This window comes from Arthrobacter sp. NQ4 (genome assembly GCF_029077345.1).
In the GTDB taxonomy this organism is placed as follows: Bacteria; Actinomycetota; Actinomycetes; order Actinomycetales; family Micrococcaceae; genus Arthrobacter.
The window spans coordinates 591,656-612,446 of record NZ_JARETC010000001.1 but is presented as its reverse complement, the minus strand read 5'-3'; the positions used below and the strand labels follow the sequence as shown (position 1 = coordinate 612,446).

The window sequence follows — 20,791 nt, the reverse complement described above, 5'->3', positions numbered from 1 at the left end:
CCGGCTGTCCCTAATACCGGACCAGCTTCCGGGCCAGCCGGCGCTGCAGCAGCGCGGACGGCATGGTGGTGTCCACGCGCTCGCTGAGGTCCACCCCGGTGACGGCCCGGTAGGCGTGGATGTAGCGCTGGACAGACGGCTTCCACTTGAGCGCCCAGTTCTTGGCGTCATCACTGGTCATGCCGGACTCGTTCCACCGGCCATGCCGCACGGACAGCAGCAGCTGCTCTCCGTGGACGGCCAGGTCGTAGAAGTGGGTCACGCTGGCGTCGGACCATTCCTGCATCAGCTTCATGGTGTCCACCCGGCCCATCCACTCTTCCTGGTACGGGACCATGGTGCGCCCGCCCAGGAACTCGCGCATTTCGGGCTGGGCCAGCATCCACTGCACGTCCAGGGTCTCAATCCGGGCGGACAGCGAGACGTCGGCGAACTGGTTGTTCGCGCCGGCGGCCAGGACCAGGTGCAGTTCCTGCAGGTTGCTCAGGAGCGGGAACGCGTCCGCGTCCACGGTCTTGTCGCTGAACTCCTTGTAGTAGCGGTGGCAGGCATTGAGCAGGCTGTGGAACGCGTCAAGGAACTGGGTCCGCCGCTCCACCAGCATTTCCGCCGGGGGAATCGCGCGGCCGATCAGCTGGAGGCCGTACTGGTACTCGTACTCCGCGGCGCGGCGGCGCAGCGAGAGCCGGTCCTTCTCGGCCTCGGCCAGTCCCCACAGGAGCCCGCGCAGCGGCAGCAGCGGGCTGACGGCCAGCCGCGAGAGCGGGTCCCCGTCCGGCTGTGACCGCCGGTTCTGGAAGCGGGCCAGGATCCTGTTCAGGGACTGGAAGAGCATGCCTTCCTCCAGCCAGTACACGTAAATCAGCTCGACGAACGGCACCTGTTCCAGCGGGTACTGGCCGTTCGGGATGCCGTCCGGGAAGGGCCGGGCGAGGTCGTTGTCCTGGTCGCTGACGTAGGACAGGGGGATGGCCTGAGCGCTGTGGTTGGCGGGCCCCCATCCGGACCCTTTCTTGCGGAGCGGATCGAACTTGTTCCCCAGGGCGCCCTTGGAGATGAATTCCACGGACAGCGCGTGCAGGTTCTGGTAGGTGAGGCCGCCGAAGGGCGGGAGCGAGCCGAACGTCTTTGCCTTGGTCTTCGCGAAGGCAGCGAAGTTGGTGTAGGTCAGGTTCCCGGCCACCCCGGAGATGAAGTCCCACAGCTGGGCGTGTCCGCTGTTGGGGGCATCGTTGGGCTCCAGGGCCACCTTGATGACCGGTTCGGAGTCCGGTGCCTGGACGTCGATCCGGTCAATGATGGTCCAGTTCCCCACGATGCCGCGCATGTTGGGGCGGAACCGCACCCGGTATTCCAGCGGGTCGGGGAGCCGTACCTTCAGCTCCAGCGCTTTGCCCCGGCTCATGGTCTTGGTGAAAATGCCGCCCTTGTTCCCGCCGATGGGGATGCTCCTGCCCCGTTCGTCCAGGACCTGGAAGTTGTAGTCGCCCAGGGGGTCCGAGCTTTCCAGCTGGAAACGGATTCCCACATCCTGTCCGGCATACACCGGTGCAACCGGCCGTCGATTGAAATCCATGGCTATCTCCTTGTTGTTAGTGCTGGTGTGGTGAGGTAGTGTGCCGGGCTGCCGGCCAGGCGTGCGGGGGCGCCCATGTCGTCCAGGCTGCTGCGGACCGCCCATGCGGTGAGCAGCGAGGACAGCTGCGAGCTTTCCTCCTCGGCGGTGATGCGGCCGGCGGCTTTGGCCTGGCCCAGGACCGCGAACACCAGTGCGGGCCGTTGCCGGGCCATGACCCCGAAGTCGCCGCCCCAGTCCTGGTGCAGGCGGAGCAGCCGCTCGGGCCGCCGTTCGCGGGTGGGCCAGAGGGTTCCCAGTTTCCGGCCCCCGGCCGCCGGGACGGGGTGGTTCATGAGCAGGGAGACCAGGTCGCCGATGTGGGCCTCGCACTTGCCGATCCAGGCGAGGTGCTCCGCCGGCAGCCCTGCGGGCGGGTACATGGCCCGCCACACGGATGCCAGCCCGCGCCACTGGGGGTGCGGGTAGAGGGCGTCGCCCAGCGCCGCGGAGATCAGCACCCGGAGATAGGGCATCGGGTGGGGATCGGTGCCGCCCGGCCGGAAGACGAAGTAGCGGGGGAGGCTGACCACCGCCAGCAGGCCCACGGTGGAGGTGATGCCCACGGTCGCGACGGACCACATGTCCGCCACGATCTCGCTGATCCACAGGGACCACACGTCCCACCCGCCGTCCGGGTCCTGCTGTGCACGCCGGTCGAGTTCCGCGCGGAGGGACGACACCAGGTCCAGCTGCGCCGCTCCCTGGTGTCCCACCTCGTGGGCCAGGGAGGAGGCGATCCCGCTGCCCACCATCCGCTCCCGGGGAAGCCTGATGATCCCCACCGGGTTCGGTTTGCCGCCGGGCAGACGGGTCTTGGCCCGCCGGATGGCAGCACCCGCACCCCTGGCGAGGTAGACCACCAGCCGTGCGTCGCCGTCGTCGTGGTTTCCGTCCAGCCGCAAGGCGTCCTGGGCCAGGATGTCCAGCCCGGAAAGCCAGACGCCGGTGGAGTGCTCGCTGCGCTGGGTGACCACCTCGGTGAACAGGTCGAACTGTGCCAGCACCACGTTGAATTGGAGGCGGATCAGGACGAACCGGCGCTGCTGTTCGGCGGGACTGGCGGTCCTGCCGTCGCCGTGCAGCCAGTCCAGGAACTCGGCAACCTGGACCCGGAGTTCGTGGCGTCCTGCGTGGAGGAAGCGTTCGATCAGCAGCTGGGCGTCCCGGGGCAGTGCGGCGGCCAGGACCATGGTTTCCTGCATGACGAAGGGCTTGATCTGGTCCAGCCGGGACACCAGGCCGTCCGCCTCGCTCTCGATGAGCGCGGTGCTGATGGTGTTCGTTTCCATCCCGATCGCCTGCCGTCAGCCGCCGGCAGGTTATATCCCCAAGAGGATGACGCGGCCGTCGCGGCGGATCCAGCGGCCTTCGTCGGCGCCGCTCCCGGAATTGCCGTTGTCGTTGCCGTCCTGCTGGCTGTCCCAGCCTTCGTCCGGGGCGCCCCACACTGCACCCGAGTACTGGGTGTTGTAGATCCGGGTGCCGCCGCCGCGGTAGTTCCGGGTCCCGCGCCGGGCTGCCTGGCGGGCGCGGAGCAGGGACGGGGCGTACCGGCGGGCGGCGGCGGTGGCCGCGGCGCGGGCGGCCGCGTTGGGCGGGACCGAGACGGGGGTCCGTGCGGCGTTGCGGTAGGCGGCGCGGGCAAACCGGACGTAGCGGCGGGCGGCCTCTTCCTCAGCCTCTGATTCGTCCATATTTTCGGCTTCCTCGGCCTCGAGCAGGCCGCCGGCCATGGAGCCAAGCTTGCTGCCAATGGCGGTCCCGACGCCGGGAGCGACGAAGGAGCCGATGGCACCTCCCACAATGGGCAGCGCCGTCTTGGCGACGGATTTGAGGGCGCCGCCCAGGGCCTTGCCGATGGGTGACTTGATGAACCGGGAGGCGTTCTTCACCACGCTGCGGGCCAGGCTGCCCAGGAACTGGTCCAGTTCGTCCTCGGAGTTGAGGCTGAGGAGTTCCATAGCCAGCTCGGTCTCCAGGTTTTCCTCTCGGTCGGATCCGCCCTCGTAGCCGCTGAAGTTCCCTTCGTCTTCGTCTTCCTGCGCCCAGGGTGCGGACTCGGTCTCGTAGTAGTTGGTGCTCATGGCAATGTCCTTCGGGTTGGGTGGTGCCGGGTTGTTAGCGTGCGTTGAGGATCACGATGTTGCGGCCGCGGCGGATCCAGCGGCCGCTGGCAGGCCGGCCGGACTGGCCGGGGCCGTTCTGGCCTGGGCGGCCGAGCAGGCCGGGGAGGTGCTGCCGGGCTGCGGCGGTGGCTGCCTGCTGTGCTGCCTGGGCGGCGGGGATGCTCCGGGGCGTGGCCGCGGCGCGCTGGGCGGTGGAGGTGGCGAAGCGGACAAAGGCGCGGGCGGTTTCAAGGTCGCGGTCCTCCGGCGACAGGCCTTCCAGCTGGAGCCCGGATTCGAACTTGCTGCCGAGCCACTTGCCCACCTGGCGTCCGGCCTGCCCGCCCGCGCCGGGAACGAAGTAGTTGCCTACGGCCTGGCCCAGCTGCGGGAGGGCCTTCCGGGCGGCGGACTTGAGGACCTTGCCCACTGCCTGTCCTGCCGCGCTCCCGGCGAAGTCCTTGGCGGCCGAGACTGCCTTCCGTGCCAGGTCGCCCAGGAACTGGTCAAGCTCGTCCTCGTCGGTGACTTCGAGCAGTTCGGCGGCGAGGGCAAGCTCGTCGGTTTCCTGATTGTCGGTCTCGCCCCAGAGCCCCCCGGCTTCGCTGGCGTCTTCGCCCTGGAAGGGTGACTGTTCGTCCTCGTAGGAGTAGCCGGGCCCCTCATCCATCACCTCGCCCCAGGTGCCCTCGTCCTGGCCTTCGAACAGTGCCCTATCGATGTCGTGCATGAGTATTTCCTTTCCGGAGTTGCAGGTGCCCTGGGAGGCACCACCGCGGAACACCGCATACCCTCTTACTGCACAATTCGTGCCAACCCGGGCGGGCTCAGGCACGGGCGGAAGCGGGGGAGAAACGGCGGCGGCCGGCAGCGCTGGCCCGAACCGGATTTCGCTGGCGCGAAAAGGAATTCGCGGCTGCCTGGGGTGCCTGCGGGCCCGCCTACGAGTCCAGATGGAGCGAGCGCCGGTACTTGTTCACGGTCCGGCGGGCGATGACGAATCCACTCCGGGCCAGTTCGGCGCGGAGCTGTTCGTCCGAGGCAGCGCCGCCCGCCGCGATGGACTCCTGGAGTGCGGCGCGGGCGGCCAGGCCCTTGCCGAAGAGGCACGCCAGGTCGGTGACGGTTCCGGAGGGCAGCCGGAGCCGCTTGCCGCTCACGGCCCTGCTCACGGTGGAGGGATGCAGCCCGATTTCCTGGGCCACGGCCGTCCGCGTCAAGGGAAGGTGGCGTCCGGCGTCGCCGTGCTCCAAGAAGTCCTTCTGGTGCGCGACGGCGCACTCAGTGATGCGGAGGAGGGCGCCGGCGCGGCGGTCGATCTGGTACAGGAGCCGCCTGGCAGCGAGTTCGTGGTCCGTCAGCCATTGCTTCGCCCCGGACGCCGCGGGGAGGCCGGCGGAGAGGTCCACCACCTGGAGGCCGAACCACGCGCTCGCGGGAACCTCCACCTCCAGGGACCCGTCCGGCCGGCGGTACAGGAACACGTCCGCCGGTGGAACGCCGGCTGCCGCGGCACGGGTCTCCACTGCCACAAAGGGCCGCAACCGCTCCCTGACCATGGCCAGTCCGGCAAGGACTTGTTCCTCGGGAAGTCCCATGGCACGGACGACGACGGCGGTGCTTCCCGCGGCGAGGTCCGCCAGGTGTGCGCGCACCAGGTGGGGGAGCCAGTCCGGAGCCTCGCCGGCGTCCACCAGCGCCCCGGCCTGGATGGCGAGCAGTTCCACGACGCTGGTGGAGGCGATGCCTGGCGGGCCCACGGCCCGGATGGCGCGGAGGGCCTCGTGCACCTGGTCGGGGCGCAGGCCGTGCTGCCGGGCGATCTGCTCCGGTTCGCAGTCCAGCAGTCCGCGGGAGGTCAGGTGCGCCAGCACTAGGTCCAGCGCGTGCCGGCAGTCCGGGTGGACTTCAACGCCTGCGTCTGCTTCCAGCGATGCGAACGGATTGACGGCCGGCTCGGGGCCATCACGGAACTGCGAGACGCCCGACTGGCCCCGGCAGCGGAAGCAGGTTCCGGACGCCACATGCCGGCCGCACCCGGGACAGGGGTGGCCCTCGGCGCGCTCCAGGACGGGATTGTCGGCAAGGGCTCGTTCGGTGGCGAGCTGCACTTCCGCGTGCGTCATGGACAGCATGCCCAGTGCCCTCAGCAGGCCGGGCAGCGCGCGCAGCTCGGGTTGCAGCCCCGCCTGCAGCTGCAGGCCGGGACCGGGCCCTTCGGTGGCCATGGTTCAGGCTAGCCCCGTGGCCTCCTGCGGCGGTAGGCAGCGCGGGCAGGCCGCAGTACCGGCCCGAAAGGGGGCGGGAAGTGATGGGGCGTTGGTAGGAAGGGGGCGGGAAGTGATGGGGCGTTGGGAGGAAGGGGGCGGGAGGTGATGGGGCGTTGGTGGGAAGGGGGCAGGAAGTGATGGGGCGTTGGCGGAAAGGGGGCGGGAAGTGATGGGGCGTTGGGAGTAACCCGGGCGGGCTACTTGCCGTCGTCGAAGAAACCCCTGAGCTGCGTGGCGATGGCAGCAGCGGAAACCTGGTGGGTTTGGCCAGCGAGGACGCGGTGTTCGCTGCCGGGGACGACGCCCGCGATGGTCTTCTGCCCCTGGGCCATGGGGCCGGCGGCCTTCCCGCCCACCATGACCAGGGTGGGCACGGTAATGGTGCGGAGCCTCTCCACCGGCGCCGTGAAGTCGTTGGTCACCCGGGTTTCGTACGGCAGGGTGTTCGCGGCCGCCGTCTGTTTCTTCCACACTCCGGGCATGATGCGCAGGAGGTAGGGGAGGAATGCCGGTGCGCCCACCATTTTGACCAGGAAGTAGGACACGGCGCTGCCGCGTTTGCCGTCCCTGAGCAGCGCCTCCAGGTGCTCGCGGTGGCTCCCGGGCGATCCGTCCGGCCCCTGCACGCCGGTGTAGGGCGCCTCGTAGGTGGCCAGCGCGCGCATCGGGACTCCCGCTGCTGCGGCTTCGAGGGCCAGGGCGGCGCCTGAGGAAATTCCGTACACGTAGGGGTTGCCGCCTGCCTCGTTCAGTACCGCCTGGAGGTCCTCGATTTCCCGTTCGGTGGCATAGGGCATCGTCTCGCCGCTGTCCCCGCGTCCCCGCCGGTCGTAAAAGTAGACGGTGAAGGAATCCTTCAGTGCATTCGCCAGCGCACGCGAGGGCCCGAAGTTCCGGCCGCAGAAGGCCCCGTCCACCAGGACCAGGCTGGGTCCGGTACCCATCCGCTCGACGCTGAGGGAGGTGCCATCGGGCGACAGCACGGTGGACACGGTGCCTGTTTCCTGGGTCTTGGTCATCGCAGTGCTCCATTCAGTGGCGGGCCAAGGGGCAGCTCAGCTTCTCGGGTCCAGCGTGCCGAGTCAAGGGTTTCGCGCCAGGATGGTGGAAAAGCGGGTCAGGCCGCACGTAGAGAGGGTCAGTCCCGGGCCACGGGAAGCGTCAGCTGCATGGTGGTCCCCTCCGGCCCGGTGCGGACCACCTTCACGGTGCCGCCTGCCGCGGAAGCAATCTCGCGGACCAGGGCCAGGCCGATCCCGAAGCTCCGCCGGCCCTGCGCGTCGCCGGTCCGGCCGGCACGGACAAACCTGTCGAAGATCCGGTCCGGGTCCACGCCGCTGATCCCGGATCCGGTGTCGGAAACCCGGACCAGCGCACGGGAACCCTCAACCGCGGCGGAGATGGTGATGCTTCCGCCCGCCGGTGTATGCCCCAGCGCGTTGTCCGCCAGGGCCAGCACGGCCCGCCGGAACGAACTTGGATCGATCCGCACCAAAGCCGGCCCGCCGCCGTCGAACATTATTTGGACGCCCTGTTGGCGGGCAAGGTCCTGAAGGCTGCCGGCCACGGACCCGGCAGCCAAAGCCACATCCACTGGCGCAAGCTCCGGGACGGGCGCGGCGGCGGTCGCCGCCAGGAGCAGCTCGTTTACGATCCCGGTCAGCGTGGACGCGTCCTCCCGGATCTTCGCCAGGGCCTGCGCCGGTTCGGATCCGGGTTCGGCTTTGCGCTGGGCCAGCTGGATGCGGGTGTCAAGGATGGCCAGGGGGGTCCGCAGCTCGTGGCTGGCATCCTGGACAAACCGCCGTTGCCGGGCCAGTGCTTCCCCCAGGGGCCGGATAGCGCTGCGCGCGCTGAGCCACCCCACCACGCCGGCCAGCACCACGCCTCCAAAGCCGGCAAGGATCATCCCCTCGATCAGGTCCCTGGAATCGAGGTAAGTGTAGGGTTTCCCGGGCTCGGTGGCGCCGGGAAGGACCGGATGGGCCAGCTTGTACATCAGGAAGGCGGTGGCCGCGGCCAGGAGGATGAGCACCAGCGCGGCAACCCCGGCGCTGATCCGCAGTGCCACCTTCAGCGACGCGCGGCGCAGGATATCCCGGTCCGGGTCGCCGGCGGCAGGAGGCGGGGTGCCTGGTCCGGGAGCAGTCATGAGGGGTTGCCGATCTGGTAGCCAACGCCGTGGACGGTGCGGATCACGGTCCTGTCGATCTTGCGGCGCAGGTGGTGGACATAGGTATCGATCACGCCGGGCTGGTCCGTCCCCTGGAAGTGCGCGGCGAGCAGTTCGTCCCTGGTGAACACCCGGTCCGGCTCCGCCGCGAGCGCGGCCAGCACCTCGGCTTCCTTTGCGGTCAGCGAGACGGTGTCGCCGTACATGGACCGGACAGCGCGCGACGCCGGGTGGAATTCCCAGGTGCCGATGCCCACCTGCCCGGCGGCCGGACCCTGTCCCGGGGGCGGACCGTAGCTGCGCGTCAGTGCGCGCAGGCGTGCAGCCAGCTCGCCGCCGTCGAACGGTTTTGTCAGGTAGTCATTGGCGCCGGCGTCCAGGCCGCGGACTTTTTCGTTGGTGTCGCCCAGCGCGGTGAGGATCAGGATGGGCGTGCCGATGCCCTTGGCCCGCAGGGCGGTAATGAGGCTGATCCCGTCCATGACGGGCAGGCCGCGGTCGATCACCATCGCGTCCCACGGCTGCGTCAGCCCCAGGTGCAGGCCCTCCTGCCCGTTCGCCGCGAGCCGGACCGTGAAGTCGGGCTCCAGCAGCTCGGCAATCAGCGGACCCAGGACGGGATCGTCCTCCACCAGCAGCAGGGCCAGCCCCTCACCTGTCGTCATGCCGCCTATTCTTCCGCAGCGGCTTCCAGAGTTTCGTCAGTGGGCTGTTCCGCGGCGGCCAGCCGGTTCTTCCGGCGGCGCTTCAGATACTCCACGATCCACGGCACCACGGAGACCAGGACCATCACCACGGCAATGACGTCGATGTTCTTGGCGATGATCTCGTAGTGTCCCAGCCACGTGCCCAGGAGGGTCACGGACATCGCCCAGGCCAGGGCGCCCACGATGTTCCAGAGCGTGAACGCCTTGTATTCGTAGCGGGCAATGCCGGCGGTGACCGGCGCGAAGGTCCGCACCATGGGCACAAAGCGGGCCAGGATGACGGCGGCGCCTCCATGGCGGCGGAAGAACTCTTCCGTGACGGTCAGGTGGGAGGTTTTGAGGATGCGGGCATCGTCCTTGAACCAGCGTCGGCCGAATTTGCGCCCCAGCAGGTACCCCACCTGGTCGCCGCCGACCGCGGCCGCGGTGATCACGCCGATCAGCAGGGGCAGCGCCAGGTTCAGTTGCTGGTGCAGGAGGCCGGCGGTGAAGAGGAGGGAGTCGCCGGGCAGGAAGGGGAACAGGACGCCGGATTCGATGAACACCATCGCGGCGATGACGCCCAGCGCGGCCGGGCCGAAGCCCTCCAGCAGGCCGGCAGGATCAAGCAGCGACGGCGGGCCCGCAGCTGCTGCCAGGGAGGTCAGAAGGCTGTGCATGGCTGCTCCTTACGCCCGGCGGGAGGGGTGGAGGATCCTGGCGGGAACGCGTTCCACCAGGGCGGGGGCAAAGCGGTTCCAAAGCCCGGCCAGCAGGACGGCGGCGGCGCTGGCGGCGAAGAAGGAGGCCGCGACGTCAGTGGGGTAGTGGACCCCCACGTACAGCCTGGACCAGGCGACGATCAGCGACACGGCGGCCCCGGCCACGGCTACGGGCTTGGCCCACCGGGTCCTGCGGGCCAGGAAGTAGAGGGCGAAGGCCAGTGCCACCGCGAAGCTGACGTGCCCGCTGGGGAAGCTGTTGGATCCGGTTCCCGGTGCCAGCGGGTCGAACAGCAGCGCCGGGTTGGGCCGCTGCCGGGCGAACAGGAGCTTGAAGGCCTCGCTCGCCACCCAGCCCGAGCACGCGGTGAGCCCGAACGCAACGGCGGTCACCAGGTCGCGCCGGAAGAGCCAGATGGCCAGGGCTGTGACCGCGATCAGGAGCAGGCCCACCACCGGGCCGAACAGCAGGTTGATCCCCATCGCCACCGCGGTCAGCACGGCAACATGGTGCAGGCTGAGGTTTTGGTCAACGCCCAGTTCTGCGGTGGTGTCGCCGGGGACCAGTTGCACGGCAAGGCCCAGCACTACGACGGCGGCGCACATCATTACGCCCACAGGCAGCCAGTGCCGGGGCTGGGGGAGTGCCCTGAACTGGGTGCCGACGGCCGGGGGTGCCGTGGGCGCGGTGTGCTGGTTCAGGCGGTCATCGTGGGCTGATCGGTGCATTTTTTCCTTGGGGAGGCGTGGCGTGGGGCGCTGTCCGGCCCGTACTTCCACTCTGCCCGGTGGGCTTTAAGAAAGGCTTAAGAAGTGCCGGCCTCCGTGACGAACGTCCGCTTCGAATTGGCGAGGGCCGACCCCATTCAGGGCTTTCAGCCCTAAGCTGCCGTGGCAAGCCGCCGCAGACTGTTTCCAAGGGCCCGATCAGTCGGGATCGGACCAGGCTCGGGAGGAATTCTGATGGACGTTCGGGTCGTGGAGTCGCTGGTCATGGCGGAGATCGGGGACGGCGTGCTGACCGCCCTGTACCCGGTGGAGCATTGCGCACGGTGGGAGTTCGGTCCCTGGGCTCCGCTGATGGGCTGGTTCAAGCAACGCCCGGGCCTGACCCGGATGCTTGGTGTGGCGCAGGTGGCCGGTGCCCTGGCTGTGGCCGCCACGTTGTCCAAGACGCCGGGGCGGGCCTGGAAGAAATAATCCCGGAGCTCCGGGCTTCCGCGCAGTCTGGCGCTTTAGGGCCCGGCCCGGCTCATCCTTCGTGGGAACTGACTCCCCGAAGGCACACCCCTGTGTTTCCGCTGCGCAGACTCATTCACGCACCCCATATTTGCCGGCGTGGGCGAGTATCCGTATCAGTGCAGGGGGCTGCGGGTGAAGTGGGGGAATGTACGACGGCGGTCCGCGCCTTTCGCGCGCAACGTGATGGGGCGTTGGGGGAAAGGGGGCGGGACATGATGGGGCGTTGGTGGAAAGCAGGCGGGAGGTGATGGGGCGTTGAAAGAGGGGGGACACGCTTGACGCCTCCGCACGCTCCCGCATATCCTGAACGAACGGTCGGTAAATAATTCCGAGACGCCCGACAGGTCTTTGCATAGGAGCAACCATGGCAGCGCAGAACTTGCAGTCAGTGCCGGCTGAGCTAACCCCGGAAGAGGACGCCGCAGGCCAGGCCCACTTCGACCGGATCATCGCCGAGGACTCGCGCATCGAGCCCCGCGACTGGATGCCGGCGGCCTACCGCAAGACGCTCCTGCGCCAGGTCTCCCAGCACGCGCACTCCGAAATCATCGGCATGCAGCCGGAGGCCAACTGGATTTCCCGCGCCCCCAGCCTGAAGCGCAAGGCGATCCTCATGGCCAAGGTCCAGGATGAAGCCGGCCACGGGCTCTACCTCTACTCAGCAGCGGAAACCCTGGGCCAGTCCCGGGACAAGATGATGGACGACCTCATCGCCGGCAAGGCCCGCTACTCCAGCATCTTCAACTACCCGGCCCGCACCTGGGCAGACATGGGCGCCATCGGCTGGCTGGTGGACGGCGCAGCCATCTGCAACCAGGTCCCGCTGTGCCGGGCATCGTACGGCCCCTACGGCCGCGCCATGGTGCGCGTCTGCAAGGAAGAGTCCTTCCACCAGCGCCAGGGCTTCGAGATCCTCCTCGAACTCTCCAACGGCACCCCCGCGCAGAAGCAGATGGCCCAGGACGCCGTGAATCGCTGGTACGCCCCGGCCCTGATGATGTTCGGGCCGCCGGATGACGATTCCCCCAACTCCAAGCAGTCCATGGCCTGGAACATCAAGCGGTTCAGCAATGACGAGCTCCGCAGCCGGTTCGTGGGCATGATGGTGGAGCAGGTCAAGGTCCTGGGCCTCACCCTCCCGGATGACCAGATCCGCTTCAACGAGGACACCAGGAAGTGGGAGCACGGTCCCTTGGACTGGGACGAGTTCCACGAAGTCCTGGCCGGCCGTGGTCCCTGCAACGCCCAGCGCCTTGAGCGCCGGCGGGCAGCGCACGACGACGGCGCCTGGGTCCGCGAGGCAGCAGCCGCCTACGCAGCAAAACAGTCAAAGAAGACGAAGGAATACGCAGCATGAGCCCCCACGGCAACCCGGAAACCCCCGCAAGCGGTGCAGTCGAGATCAACCGCGAAGCCCCCAAGGCCAGCCCCGCACCGGATCACCACGACCGCTCCACCTGGGGCCTGTGGGAGGTCTTCGTCCGGTCCAGCCGCGGCCTGAGCCACGTCCACGCCGGATCCCTGCACGCCCCGGACGCCGCCATGGCCCTCCGGAACGCACGGGATCTGTACACGCGCCGCAACGAGGGCGTGTCCATCTGGGTGGTCCCGGCCGACGCCATCGCCGCCAGCGACCCCGACTCCAAGGGCTCCTTCTTCGAGTCGCCCCAGGGCAAGGACTACCGGCACGCCACGTACTACACCAAGAGCGAAGGGGTGAAGCACCTGTGAGCTCCACCCACACCGAAGGCCACGGTGACATCTCCACCGGTGTGGCCGGCGGAGACAGCAACGCCTCCGCCACCCGGATCACCCCCGGCAACGCCCTCCGCCCGGAGGACATCGCGCTCGAGGTCAAGACCGGCCTCGCCAAGCCCACCGAAGACGTCGCAGAGTACGCCCTCCGCCTGGGCGATGACGCCCTGATCCTCGCGCAGCGCCTGGGCCACTGGATCTCCCGCGCCCCCGAGCTGGAAGAGGACATCGCCCTGGGCAACATCGCCCTGGACCAGCTGGGCCACGCCCGCAGCTTCCTCACCTACGCCGGTGCCGGCATGCCCAACGAGGACGGCACGGCCAAATCCGAGGATGACCTGGCCTACTTCCGCCGCGAGCACGAGTTCCGCTCCGTGCAGCTGTTCGAGCAGCCCAACGGCGACTTCGCGGCCACCATCGCCCGCCAGTTCGTGGTGAGCTACTACCAGTACGAGCTCTACCGCCGCCTCACCGAGTCCACGGACGCCACCCTGGCCGCCATCGCCGCCAAGGCCGTCAAGGAAGTGGACTACCACCGCGACCACAGCACCCAGTGGGTCCTGCGCCTCGCCGGCGGCACGGACGAATCGCGCCAGCGGATGATCCACGGCCTGCGCACCATGTGGCCGTACGTCAACGAACTGTTCCAGGACGATGACCTGACGCAGCGGCTCGCTGAGGCGGGTGCCGCCGTCGCGCCTTCCAGCCTGCGGGAAGACTTTGACCGCCTCATCGCCGACGTCCTAGCAGAGGCTGAACTTGAGGTCCCGGACGTGCCCCCAGCCCCGGGCGGCGGCCGGTACGGCAGGCACTCGGAGCACCTGGGCTACATCCTCGCGGAGATGCAGGTGCTGGCCCGCGAGCATCCCGGGGCCAGCTGGTGACTGCCGTGTACATCTCGGATTTCGAATCCCGGACCCGTACTCCGGAGCAGAAGGCCTGGGACATCGCGGCCACCGTGGTGGACCCGGAGATCCCGGTGCTCAGCATCGCGGACCTGGGCATCCTGCGGAAGGTGGACGTGGCGGGCGGCGAGGTCACCGTCACCATCACCCCCACGTACTCGGGCTGCCCGGCCATGGACGCCATCCGTGACGATCTCTACACCGCCTTCAAGAAGGAAGGCTACGGGGACGTGCACGTGGACCTGGTCCTGGCCCCGGCGTGGACCACGGACTGGATGACCGAGGCCGGCAAGCAGAAGCTGCAGGAATACGGCATCGCCCCGCCCAGCGGCAACTCCCGGGCCGGCGGCCATTCCGGCCCCATCCGGCTGAGCCTGGCCGTGAAGTGCCCGCAGTGCAACAGCCTCAACACCAAGGAACTCACCCGTTTCGGTTCCACGTCCTGCAAGGCGCTGTATGTGTGCCAGGACTGCAAGGAACCGTTCGACTACTTCAAAGTCCTGTAAGGAAGCCCCCCATGCCTGTTGTCCGCCAGACCGCCGCCGAAGAGGCTGAGGTGACCGGCCGCCGTCGTCCGTCCTTCCACACCCTTGAGGTCAAGGAGGTGCGCCGGCTCACCGACGATGCCATTGAGGTCAGCTTCCATGTGCCGGCCGAACTCGCCGGCAAGTTCGACTACCTGCCCGGCCAGTACGTGGCCCTGCGCACCACCCTGCCGGATGAGAACGGCGAGCCGAAGGAAATCCGCCGCAGCTACTCCATCTGCGCCGAGCCGCGCAGCTTCGCGGACGGCACCAGCGAGATCCGCGTGGCCATCAAGAAGGACCTGGGCGGGCTGTTCTCCACGTGGGCCAACGCCGAGCTGAAGGCGGGCGACACCCTGGACGTGATGAGCCCCATGGGCGCGTTCGTGTCCAAGCACGGCCGGGACGGGCAGGCCGTGGAGCAGAACGTCATGAACTCCATGAACCACCCGGAGGAGCTCGCGGGGGAGGCGGGAAACTTCGTGGCCATCGCCGCCGGGTCCGGCATCACCCCGGTGATCGCCATCGCCCGCACGCTGCTGGCCGCCAACCCGGAGACCCGGTTCGACCTGATCTACGCCAACAAGGCCGCCATGGACGTGATGTTCCTGGAGGAGCTGGCGGACCTGAAGGACAAGTACCCGCAGCGGCTGGCCATCCACCACGTGCTGAGCCGCGAACAGCGGATCGCGCCGCTGCTGTCCGGCCGGATCGATGCGGAGAAGCTGCAGCAGCTGCTGGGGACCGCCCTGCACGCGGACGATGTGGACGAGTGGTTCCTGTGCGGGCCGTTCGAGCTGGTCCAGCTGTGCCGGGACACCCTGGCCGAGCGCGGCGTGAAGCCGGAGAACGTCCGGTTCGAGCTGTTCACCTCCGGCAAGCCAGACCGCCCGGAGGGCCACGCCGGCCGTCCCGTGGTGGTGGACGAGTCCAAGGAGACGTACAAGATCACGTTCAAGCTGGACGGCCTGCAGGGCGAGGTGGCCAGCCCCACGCACGCCCGCGAGTCGATCCTGAACGCGGCGCTGCGGGTGCGCCCGGACGTGCCGTTCGCGTGCGCCGGGGGAGTGTGCGGCACCTGCCGGGCCAAGGTGGTCACCGGCAGCGTGACCATGGACGAGAACTACGCGCTGGAGCAGGATGAGCTGGACAAGGGCTACGTCCTGACCTGCCAGAGCCACCCCACCAGCAAGGAAGTCACGGTCGACTTCGACGTCTAAAACCGTTTTCACCAGAAGGAGCCCCATGATTTCCCTTTCCATCAGCAACGGCATCGCCGAGGTAGTGCTGGACGCGCCGCACAAGCTGAACTCGCTGGATGAGCAGGCATTGCGGGATTTAGCACAGGCGTACGACGACGCTGCTGCCGCCGCCTCACGCGGTGAGGTGCGGGCGCTGCTGCTCAGGGGAGAGGGACGGGCCTTCTGCGCGGGCCGGGACATCGCCGGGGTCACCCCGGAGAATGACGACGCCGCCGCGTACCTGGGCGGCCTGGTGGAGCCGCTGCTGCAGAAGATGGCCGCCTTCCCGGCGCCCACGTTTGCGGCGGCCCAGGGCGCGTGCCTGGGCGTCGGGCTGGGGCTCTTGCTGGCCACGGACGTGGTCTACGTGGCGGAGAACGCGAAGTTCGGCTCGCCGTTCGCCAAGCTGGGGGCCACGCTGGACTCCGGCGGGCACTGGTACTTCACCGAGCGGCTGGGCATGCACCGGACGCTGGACCTGATCTACACGGCGGACCTGATCTCGGGAGCCGAGGCGGTGGCGCAGGGCATGTTCAGCCGCGCCATGCCCGCTGAGTCGTTGCTGGAGTCCACGCGGGGGATTGTCTTGCGGGTGGCTGTTGGCGCGACGGGCGCTTTTGTTGCCTCCAAGGAGCTGGTGGCGCACATCCGTGACCAGCGGCTGGGCCTGTGGCAGGCCATGCAGGAGGAGAACGAGGAGCAGGCACGGCTCTGCAAGACCGAGGACTACGCGGAAGGCTTCCGGGCGTTCCAGGAGAAGCGTGAGCCGAAATTCACGGGCAGCGGCCGATAGAGGGCTTGTTCAAGATTCCTTGAAGGATTCTTGATAAAAAATTGCAACGCGTTTGCAGAAATCTTTATTTGTGTTCGCGAGAGTAGGCGAAGCCGGGCAACACCGGCCATAGCGCGCTGCCGGTCTCAAAAGGCAGCCGCAGCTGGAAACCTATTCTGGGGGCACAATTGTCTGAAGTTTCAAATGCTGGAGTGGATTTAGAAGAAGAGGGCGGCTTTAGTCGCCGTCGCGTCGTCGCGGGTGTGGCCTGGTCCCTGCCGGTTATCGCCACCGCCATAGCGGCTCCTGCTGCCGCTGCATCGGGGTCACTTTCCATAACTACCGCTACCGGCACTTACCCCTCTATCAACTACTCAAAGCAGCAGGGTGCAGGTGGGACGCGAACGGGTCAAGGGCCCGCCACGCTCACAATCCAGAACACCTTCACCACTGCGCAGACAGTATCTGTTGGGATCGTACCTACGGTAAACAGTGGAGCGATAGCTACAGGTATCGCTGTGAAAACCTTGAGTGGAAACACGGTAGACACTGCAACGTTCAACGGCTTTTCCTCGGCAGCGACTATCTCTGTTACCCCAAACCAGTCGGCGGCCCAGGCAATTTCCTTTTACTACGTTGATGGCACGGGCCAAGCCAAAGTGGTGAGCGGCCAGAAGTATACCTTCACGATGACTCTCACAGCTGGCGCATCCACTTTTGTTTTTCCCGGTATCACAATGGACATTCCGTGATCTGGCAGCATGGACGACTGACCGCCGAAGTCTGTACCCAGCGTCGAGCGCGCGTCGCACTACTCCACCTCGATGCAGCCCGGCCTGTGGTCCTTGAAGGACCGGCGGCGGTGATTTGGGACCTGATCGACGGCCAGCGGAGCGAGCAGGACATCCTTAACGAGCTTGAGGCGACCTTCGTAGATCAGTCAGGGCAGATGCAGGTGCAGGTTGAGGACTTCCTGGCTGGCCTCGAAGCACAGCGCCTGATCGAGGCTGCCCCCGGCGCTGCGCGCTAACGGCATGCTGTCAACAGGAGTCGCACGCACGCCTTGGGAGCAGCGCCTCTTCAAGGAACTGGCCAAAGGCAGTGATCTGCTTCCCCTGGATGTCCTGGGGCAGCGCTATGTGGTCCGCTGGGGCCGTGCAGTCACTTGGCAGCAGAGGTTCACCATGAGCTCCGCCTGGGCTCGGTGCATCAGCACCGATGAGCCTCAGTTGCCGCCGGTGCCACCGGAACCCACGCCAGGAGCACGGTTCACTGCCTCGGTCACCAGCACGTCCACCAAGCACCCGGCCGGAACATTCCAGTTGGAAGCCGCCTCCTTCGAAGAGCTGGCTGAGAACCTAACGTCGCGTCTAACGGTGGCAGCCATCCTGGCCCATGCCGGTGAACTGACCATGCTTCATGCTTGTGGCGTGGCGGACCCAAGTACAGGGGCCGTGGTGGCGCTGGTAGCGAAGTCTGGAACTGGAAAAACCACCGCAGCATCCGTGCTTGCCAGAAGCTATGGCTACGTCACGGACGAGACCGTGGCCATTAAATGGGATGGTTCCGTGGTTCCCTACCCAAAGCCGCTGTCTGTAAAGCAGGGTGCGGGCGTATCTAAGCGCCAGGTCGGGCCTGACGAGTTCGGACTCCAGCCGGCCCCGGCTTTGCCTTTCATCCAGTCCATCGTGCTCCTGAACCGGGTCCAGGGGAACCCTGCAACCGCTCCCGTGCTGAACAAGGTACCGCTCGCCGATGCCGTGCTCGCACTGATCCCGGACTCGTCCTCGCAGGCAGAAGTCGTGGATCCGCTGCAGTCGCTCTGCCGCCTTATCGAAAGTGTTGGGGGAGTGTGGCAGGTGACCTATTCGGAGGCCGCCGATCTGCCTGCGGCCCTGGAGCCCCTGTTCAGACTGCAGCCGGCATCGGGGACGGAGTGGGAACCGGCCGCAAGAGAAGCTGTCCACCCAGGGCACCTTCCAGCCGGCAGTGTCCAGCGCAGGGCCCTAAGGGACGCCGTGGCCATCGGGGATGACCTGCTGGCCATGTTGGACGACGAAGTTGTGCGCCTGAGCGGCATTGGCCCAGCGATCTGGGAAGCCTGCGTCGGCCCGGCAAATTTGGAACAGATCACGAAACACGTCGTTATGATGCACGGCCAACACGAAGGCTACCGGGTCGCCGTCGCCGGCGCGGTGGAGCAGCTCCTCGCAAAGTCGATTTTGGTCCGCGGCCGCAACTGAATGGCCCGCATACAGCCCGCAAGAACTTGAGTCTAAGGAACCACTTTGAGCACAACAGCAGTCCCTGCGGAGACATCCCCGGGCCTGGACCTCGCCGACTATCTGAACGTCTTGCGGGTGTACTGGAAGGCGATTGTCGCCTTCACCTTACTGGCCACTCTAGGAGCGGCAGGATGGACTGTTCTCCAGCCCAAGATTTACTCCTCCGATTCCAGCGGGATTGTCGTCACACCGGGGTCGGACAACGTGAGCCTGGCCCTGGCCGGTGACAGCTTGGCAAAGGCCAAGGTCAAGAACTATGAGTCGGTTGCCAAATCGCGGCTCGTCGCGGACCGGGTCATCCAAGCCCTGGACCTGAAGACGACTGCAGATGCCCTGCTGGGCAGTATCAGCGTCAAGGTGCCGCTGGACACGGCCGAGATCAGGGTTACCGCACAGTCCAAGGATCCTGCAACTGCCCAGCGCGTGGCAGATGCCTGGGTTAACGGTCTCGCCGCCCAGGTGGAGGCGATCGAGACAGCGCCTCCGACAGAGGCAGCGTCAGGTGCTGCAACAACGCCCGAGGCCGGGGCCTTAGGGAGCACAGCCACGGCTGTCCGTGTCCTCCCACTCGGCAAGGCCGTCCTGCCCACCAGCCCTACGTCTCCTAACACCAAGCTCAACCTGGCGCTGGGCGCTCTTGTCGGGCTGGCCTTGGGTGTGGCTTATGCGTTGGTCCGCCGGCACTTGGATCGGCGGATCCGAAAGGCCGCGGACATTGAGCGAAAGTTTGGCGTTCCCGTGATTGGCACCCTGCCGATGGACCCCCGATTGGATGGGAAGAGCACCATTGTGGATGCGGGAACGGCAGCACAACTTCATGATGCTGGCGGTGCCATGGCTGAAGCTCTCCGCGAGCTCCGCACCAACCTCAGCTTCCTGGATGTGGACCAGCCGCCGCGGATCATCGTGGTCTCCAGTTCACTGGAGGCAGAGGGAAAATCGACTGTTACGGCCAATCTGGCGGTCACCATGGCGGCGGCGGGTGAAAACGTGGTGGTGGTCGACGGCGACCTCCGTCGGCCCACCCTGGTGGACGTTTTCAACCTTGTTCCGGGTGCAGGAGTCACCGACGTGCTTACGGGCGCCGCCGAGCTAGCTGATGTCCTCCAGCCCTGGGGCGCACTGCCTAACCTTTCGGTGTTGGGATCAGGTCGCATCCCACCAAACCCCAGTGAGCTGCTCGGATCCCGGGCTATGAAGAATATGCTCGATGTCCTAGCCAAGGATGCTGTAGTCCTGATCGACGCGCCGCCGCTCCTTCCCGTGACGGATGCCGCCGTTCTTTCCCGGGCAGCAGACGGTGCCATCCTCGTGATTCGCACCGGCAGGACCACCCAGGAGCAACTGGATCAGTCCTTGGGCAACCTTGACAAGATCAAGGGGCGCGTCCTGGGAGCTGTCCTCAACTACGTTCCCACCAAGGGCACGGACGCCTACTCTTATTACGGAACTTACACCTCAGCGTTTGCAACGCCGTCTGTAGAACGGGAGCCGGTGGACGAATCGCAGGCCGAGGACACCCTTGGCGCTGTGGAAACCGTCCTCGGCAGCCGCAGGGCCAGGGTCTAGGCGATCCATGACGTACCCCGGCCACGAAACTCAACTCAGGATCTCAGAGGGCGTGCTTCTGGGCCATGCTCTCGTGGCGCGGATAGCAGATGCGCTGGGCATCCGGGTCTTCTTTATTAAAGGGCCTGCCAGCGTCCTCCAAGGGCTGCGTCAAGCTAAGGTATCTGGGGATGTCGACGTCTATGTCGATCCCTCTAGGATCGACATATTGCTGCAGGCACTCCGCGAACGGGGCTGGCATAGGCGTCCACTGGAGCCGGACAACAAGACGTTCCCGAATCACTCGATAACCCTGCACCATTCTGAATGGCCTTGCTGCATTGATGTCCACTTCCGCTTTCCTGGGATGGAGAGGGCCTCCGATGACTGCTTCGAGGCGCTCTGGGCAAACACTGTCCACATGCAGCTAGCAGGGCAGCGGCTTAGGGTCCCTACGAAGGCTCTTGGCATCTTGTTTCTGGCGTTGCACGCCCTACGGTCGCGCGAGTTGCCGGCCTGCCAGCAGGAGCTTGAGTACCTGGCCCTCCTCACTCGGCGGGAATCGCAGGCGGAGACGCTTCTTGTGCTCTCTTCAGCAACGGGCGCCTTGGCCGCGGTCAGGCCCTTCCTTGAGAGTCTTTTGCCCGAAGCCAATGCACTGGTATGGCCGGAGCCCTCCCTCGAGTGGCGAAACCGCGTTGCCGCCCAGGAGCCTGGGAGCGCTCGGATCATAGCTATCGTCCAGGCACCTTGGACGGAAAAGCCGAACATGCTGTGGCGCGCATTGTTTCCGCGAGCCGAAGTTTTCCTGAGTTTGGACATCTATGCTGACATGTCTGTTTTGGGGCGACTGAATCAGCATCGCGCCAGGTGGGTGCGGTTTTTGTGCGCAGTTCCGCGCCTCATTCGGGACCTTCGTAGCCTCCGATGACTTCTCATCCAATT

General features: G+C 66.9%; 22 protein-coding genes. 12 read left to right on the top strand and 10 right to left on the bottom strand.

Annotated elements, in window-relative coordinates:
• Positions 1 to 10 precede the first annotated feature (10 nt).
• The 10 genes from PUN51_RS02870 to PUN51_RS02825 form a co-directional block, all read right to left on the bottom strand.
• Positions 11 to 1,576 carry a hypothetical protein gene (locus tag PUN51_RS02870; RefSeq protein WP_275179838.1) on the bottom strand — a complete coding sequence of 522 codons (1,566 nt, stop codon included), beginning with the start codon at positions 1,574 to 1,576 and terminating at the stop codon, positions 11 to 13.
• Between the two features lie 2 nt (positions 1,577 to 1,578).
• A complete protein-coding gene (locus PUN51_RS02865; protein ID WP_275179837.1) occupies positions 1,579 to 2,907 on the bottom strand; it encodes a hypothetical protein in 1,329 nt (442 codons plus the stop codon).
• A gap of 30 nt (positions 2,908 to 2,937) precedes the next feature.
• Positions 2,938 to 3,702, bottom strand: a complete 765-nt coding sequence (locus PUN51_RS02860) for a hypothetical protein (protein ID WP_275179836.1) — start codon at positions 3,700 to 3,702, stop codon at positions 2,938 to 2,940.
• Positions 3,703 to 3,736: 34 nt separating this feature from the next.
• A complete protein-coding gene (locus PUN51_RS02855) occupies positions 3,737 to 4,453 on the bottom strand; it encodes a hypothetical protein (protein ID WP_275179835.1) in 717 nt (238 codons plus the stop codon).
• 211 nt (positions 4,454 to 4,664) lie between these two features.
• On the bottom strand, positions 4,665 to 5,951 hold the full coding sequence (locus PUN51_RS02850; RefSeq protein WP_275179834.1) for an RNA polymerase factor sigma-54: 1,287 nt from the start codon (positions 5,949 to 5,951) through the stop codon (positions 4,665 to 4,667).
• A 239-nt stretch (positions 5,952 to 6,190) separates the two neighbouring features.
• Positions 6,191 to 7,012 (bottom strand): alpha/beta fold hydrolase, encoded by an 822-nt coding sequence (locus tag PUN51_RS02845; RefSeq protein ID WP_275179833.1) that lies wholly within the window; start codon positions 7,010 to 7,012, stop codon positions 6,191 to 6,193.
• Between the two features lie 119 nt (positions 7,013 to 7,131).
• Entirely contained in the window at positions 7,132 to 8,145 is a 1,014-nt protein-coding gene (locus tag PUN51_RS02840; RefSeq protein WP_275179832.1) for a sensor histidine kinase, read from the bottom strand.
• Positions 8,142 to 8,831: a response regulator transcription factor gene (locus PUN51_RS02835; RefSeq protein WP_275179831.1), complete on the bottom strand. Its 690-nt coding sequence runs from the start codon at positions 8,829 to 8,831 to the stop codon at positions 8,142 to 8,144. The genes PUN51_RS02840 and PUN51_RS02835 overlap by 4 nt, the downstream gene beginning before the upstream one ends.
• A gap of 5 nt (positions 8,832 to 8,836) precedes the next feature.
• Entirely contained in the window at positions 8,837 to 9,532 is a 696-nt protein-coding gene (locus PUN51_RS02830) for a DedA family protein (RefSeq protein WP_275179830.1), read from the bottom strand.
• Between the two features lie 9 nt (positions 9,533 to 9,541).
• Entirely contained in the window at positions 9,542 to 10,303 is a 762-nt protein-coding gene (locus tag PUN51_RS02825; protein WP_275179829.1) for a phosphatase PAP2 family protein, read from the bottom strand.
• Positions 10,304 to 10,537: 234 nt separating this feature from the next.
• Here PUN51_RS02825 and PUN51_RS02820 point away from each other — a divergent pair, with 234 nt between their 5' ends.
• The 12 genes from PUN51_RS02820 (at position 10,538) to PUN51_RS02765 (ending at position 20,777) form a co-directional block, all read left to right on the top strand.
• Positions 10,538 to 10,774: a hypothetical protein gene (locus PUN51_RS02820; RefSeq protein WP_159633144.1), complete on the top strand. Its 237-nt coding sequence runs from the start codon at positions 10,538 to 10,540 to the stop codon at positions 10,772 to 10,774.
• A gap of 406 nt (positions 10,775 to 11,180) precedes the next feature.
• Positions 11,181 to 12,173: a 1,2-phenylacetyl-CoA epoxidase subunit PaaA gene (gene paaA, locus PUN51_RS02815; protein WP_224026872.1), complete on the top strand. Its 993-nt coding sequence runs from the start codon at positions 11,181 to 11,183 to the stop codon at positions 12,171 to 12,173.
• Positions 12,170 to 12,547, top strand: coding sequence for a 1,2-phenylacetyl-CoA epoxidase subunit PaaB (gene paaB / locus PUN51_RS02810; RefSeq protein ID WP_224026871.1), 378 nt, complete (start codon positions 12,170 to 12,172; stop codon positions 12,545 to 12,547). The genes paaA and paaB overlap by 4 nt, the downstream gene beginning before the upstream one ends.
• Positions 12,544 to 13,455, top strand: coding sequence for a 1,2-phenylacetyl-CoA epoxidase subunit PaaC (gene paaC, locus PUN51_RS02805; RefSeq protein WP_275179828.1), 912 nt, complete (start codon positions 12,544 to 12,546; stop codon positions 13,453 to 13,455). The genes paaB and paaC overlap by 4 nt, the downstream gene beginning before the upstream one ends.
• Positions 13,456 to 13,460: 5 nt before the next feature.
• Positions 13,461 to 13,982: a 1,2-phenylacetyl-CoA epoxidase subunit PaaD gene (paaD, locus tag PUN51_RS02800; RefSeq protein WP_275179827.1), complete on the top strand. Its 522-nt coding sequence runs from the start codon at positions 13,461 to 13,463 to the stop codon at positions 13,980 to 13,982.
• An 11-nt stretch (positions 13,983 to 13,993) separates the two neighbouring features.
• Positions 13,994 to 15,220 (top strand): 1,2-phenylacetyl-CoA epoxidase subunit PaaE, encoded by a 1,227-nt coding sequence (gene paaE, locus PUN51_RS02795; RefSeq protein ID WP_275179826.1) that lies wholly within the window; start codon positions 13,994 to 13,996, stop codon positions 15,218 to 15,220.
• 25 nt (positions 15,221 to 15,245) lie between these two features.
• The gene (locus PUN51_RS02790) at positions 15,246 to 16,034 is read left to right on the top strand and encodes an enoyl-CoA hydratase/isomerase family protein (RefSeq protein ID WP_275179825.1); all 789 of its coding nucleotides are present in this window, start codon (positions 15,246 to 15,248) and stop codon (positions 16,032 to 16,034) included.
• A 167-nt stretch (positions 16,035 to 16,201) separates the two neighbouring features.
• Entirely contained in the window at positions 16,202 to 16,765 is a 564-nt protein-coding gene (locus tag PUN51_RS02785) for a hypothetical protein (RefSeq protein ID WP_275179824.1), read from the top strand.
• Entirely contained in the window at positions 16,762 to 17,043 is a 282-nt protein-coding gene (locus PUN51_RS02780; RefSeq protein ID WP_275179822.1) for a PqqD family protein, read from the top strand. The genes PUN51_RS02785 and PUN51_RS02780 overlap by 4 nt, the downstream gene beginning before the upstream one ends.
• Before the next feature lie 4 nt (positions 17,044 to 17,047).
• Positions 17,048 to 18,256 carry a hypothetical protein gene (locus PUN51_RS02775; protein WP_275179820.1) on the top strand — a complete coding sequence of 403 codons (1,209 nt, stop codon included), beginning with the start codon at positions 17,048 to 17,050 and terminating at the stop codon, positions 18,254 to 18,256.
• 45 nt (positions 18,257 to 18,301) lie between these two features.
• A complete protein-coding gene (locus tag PUN51_RS02770) occupies positions 18,302 to 19,867 on the top strand; it encodes a polysaccharide biosynthesis tyrosine autokinase (protein WP_275179818.1) in 1,566 nt (521 codons plus the stop codon).
• Positions 19,868 to 19,874: 7 nt separating this feature from the next.
• The gene (locus PUN51_RS02765) at positions 19,875 to 20,777 is read left to right on the top strand and encodes a nucleotidyltransferase family protein (RefSeq protein WP_275179816.1); all 903 of its coding nucleotides are present in this window, start codon (positions 19,875 to 19,877) and stop codon (positions 20,775 to 20,777) included.
• The last annotated feature ends 14 nt before the right edge of the window (positions 20,778 to 20,791 follow it).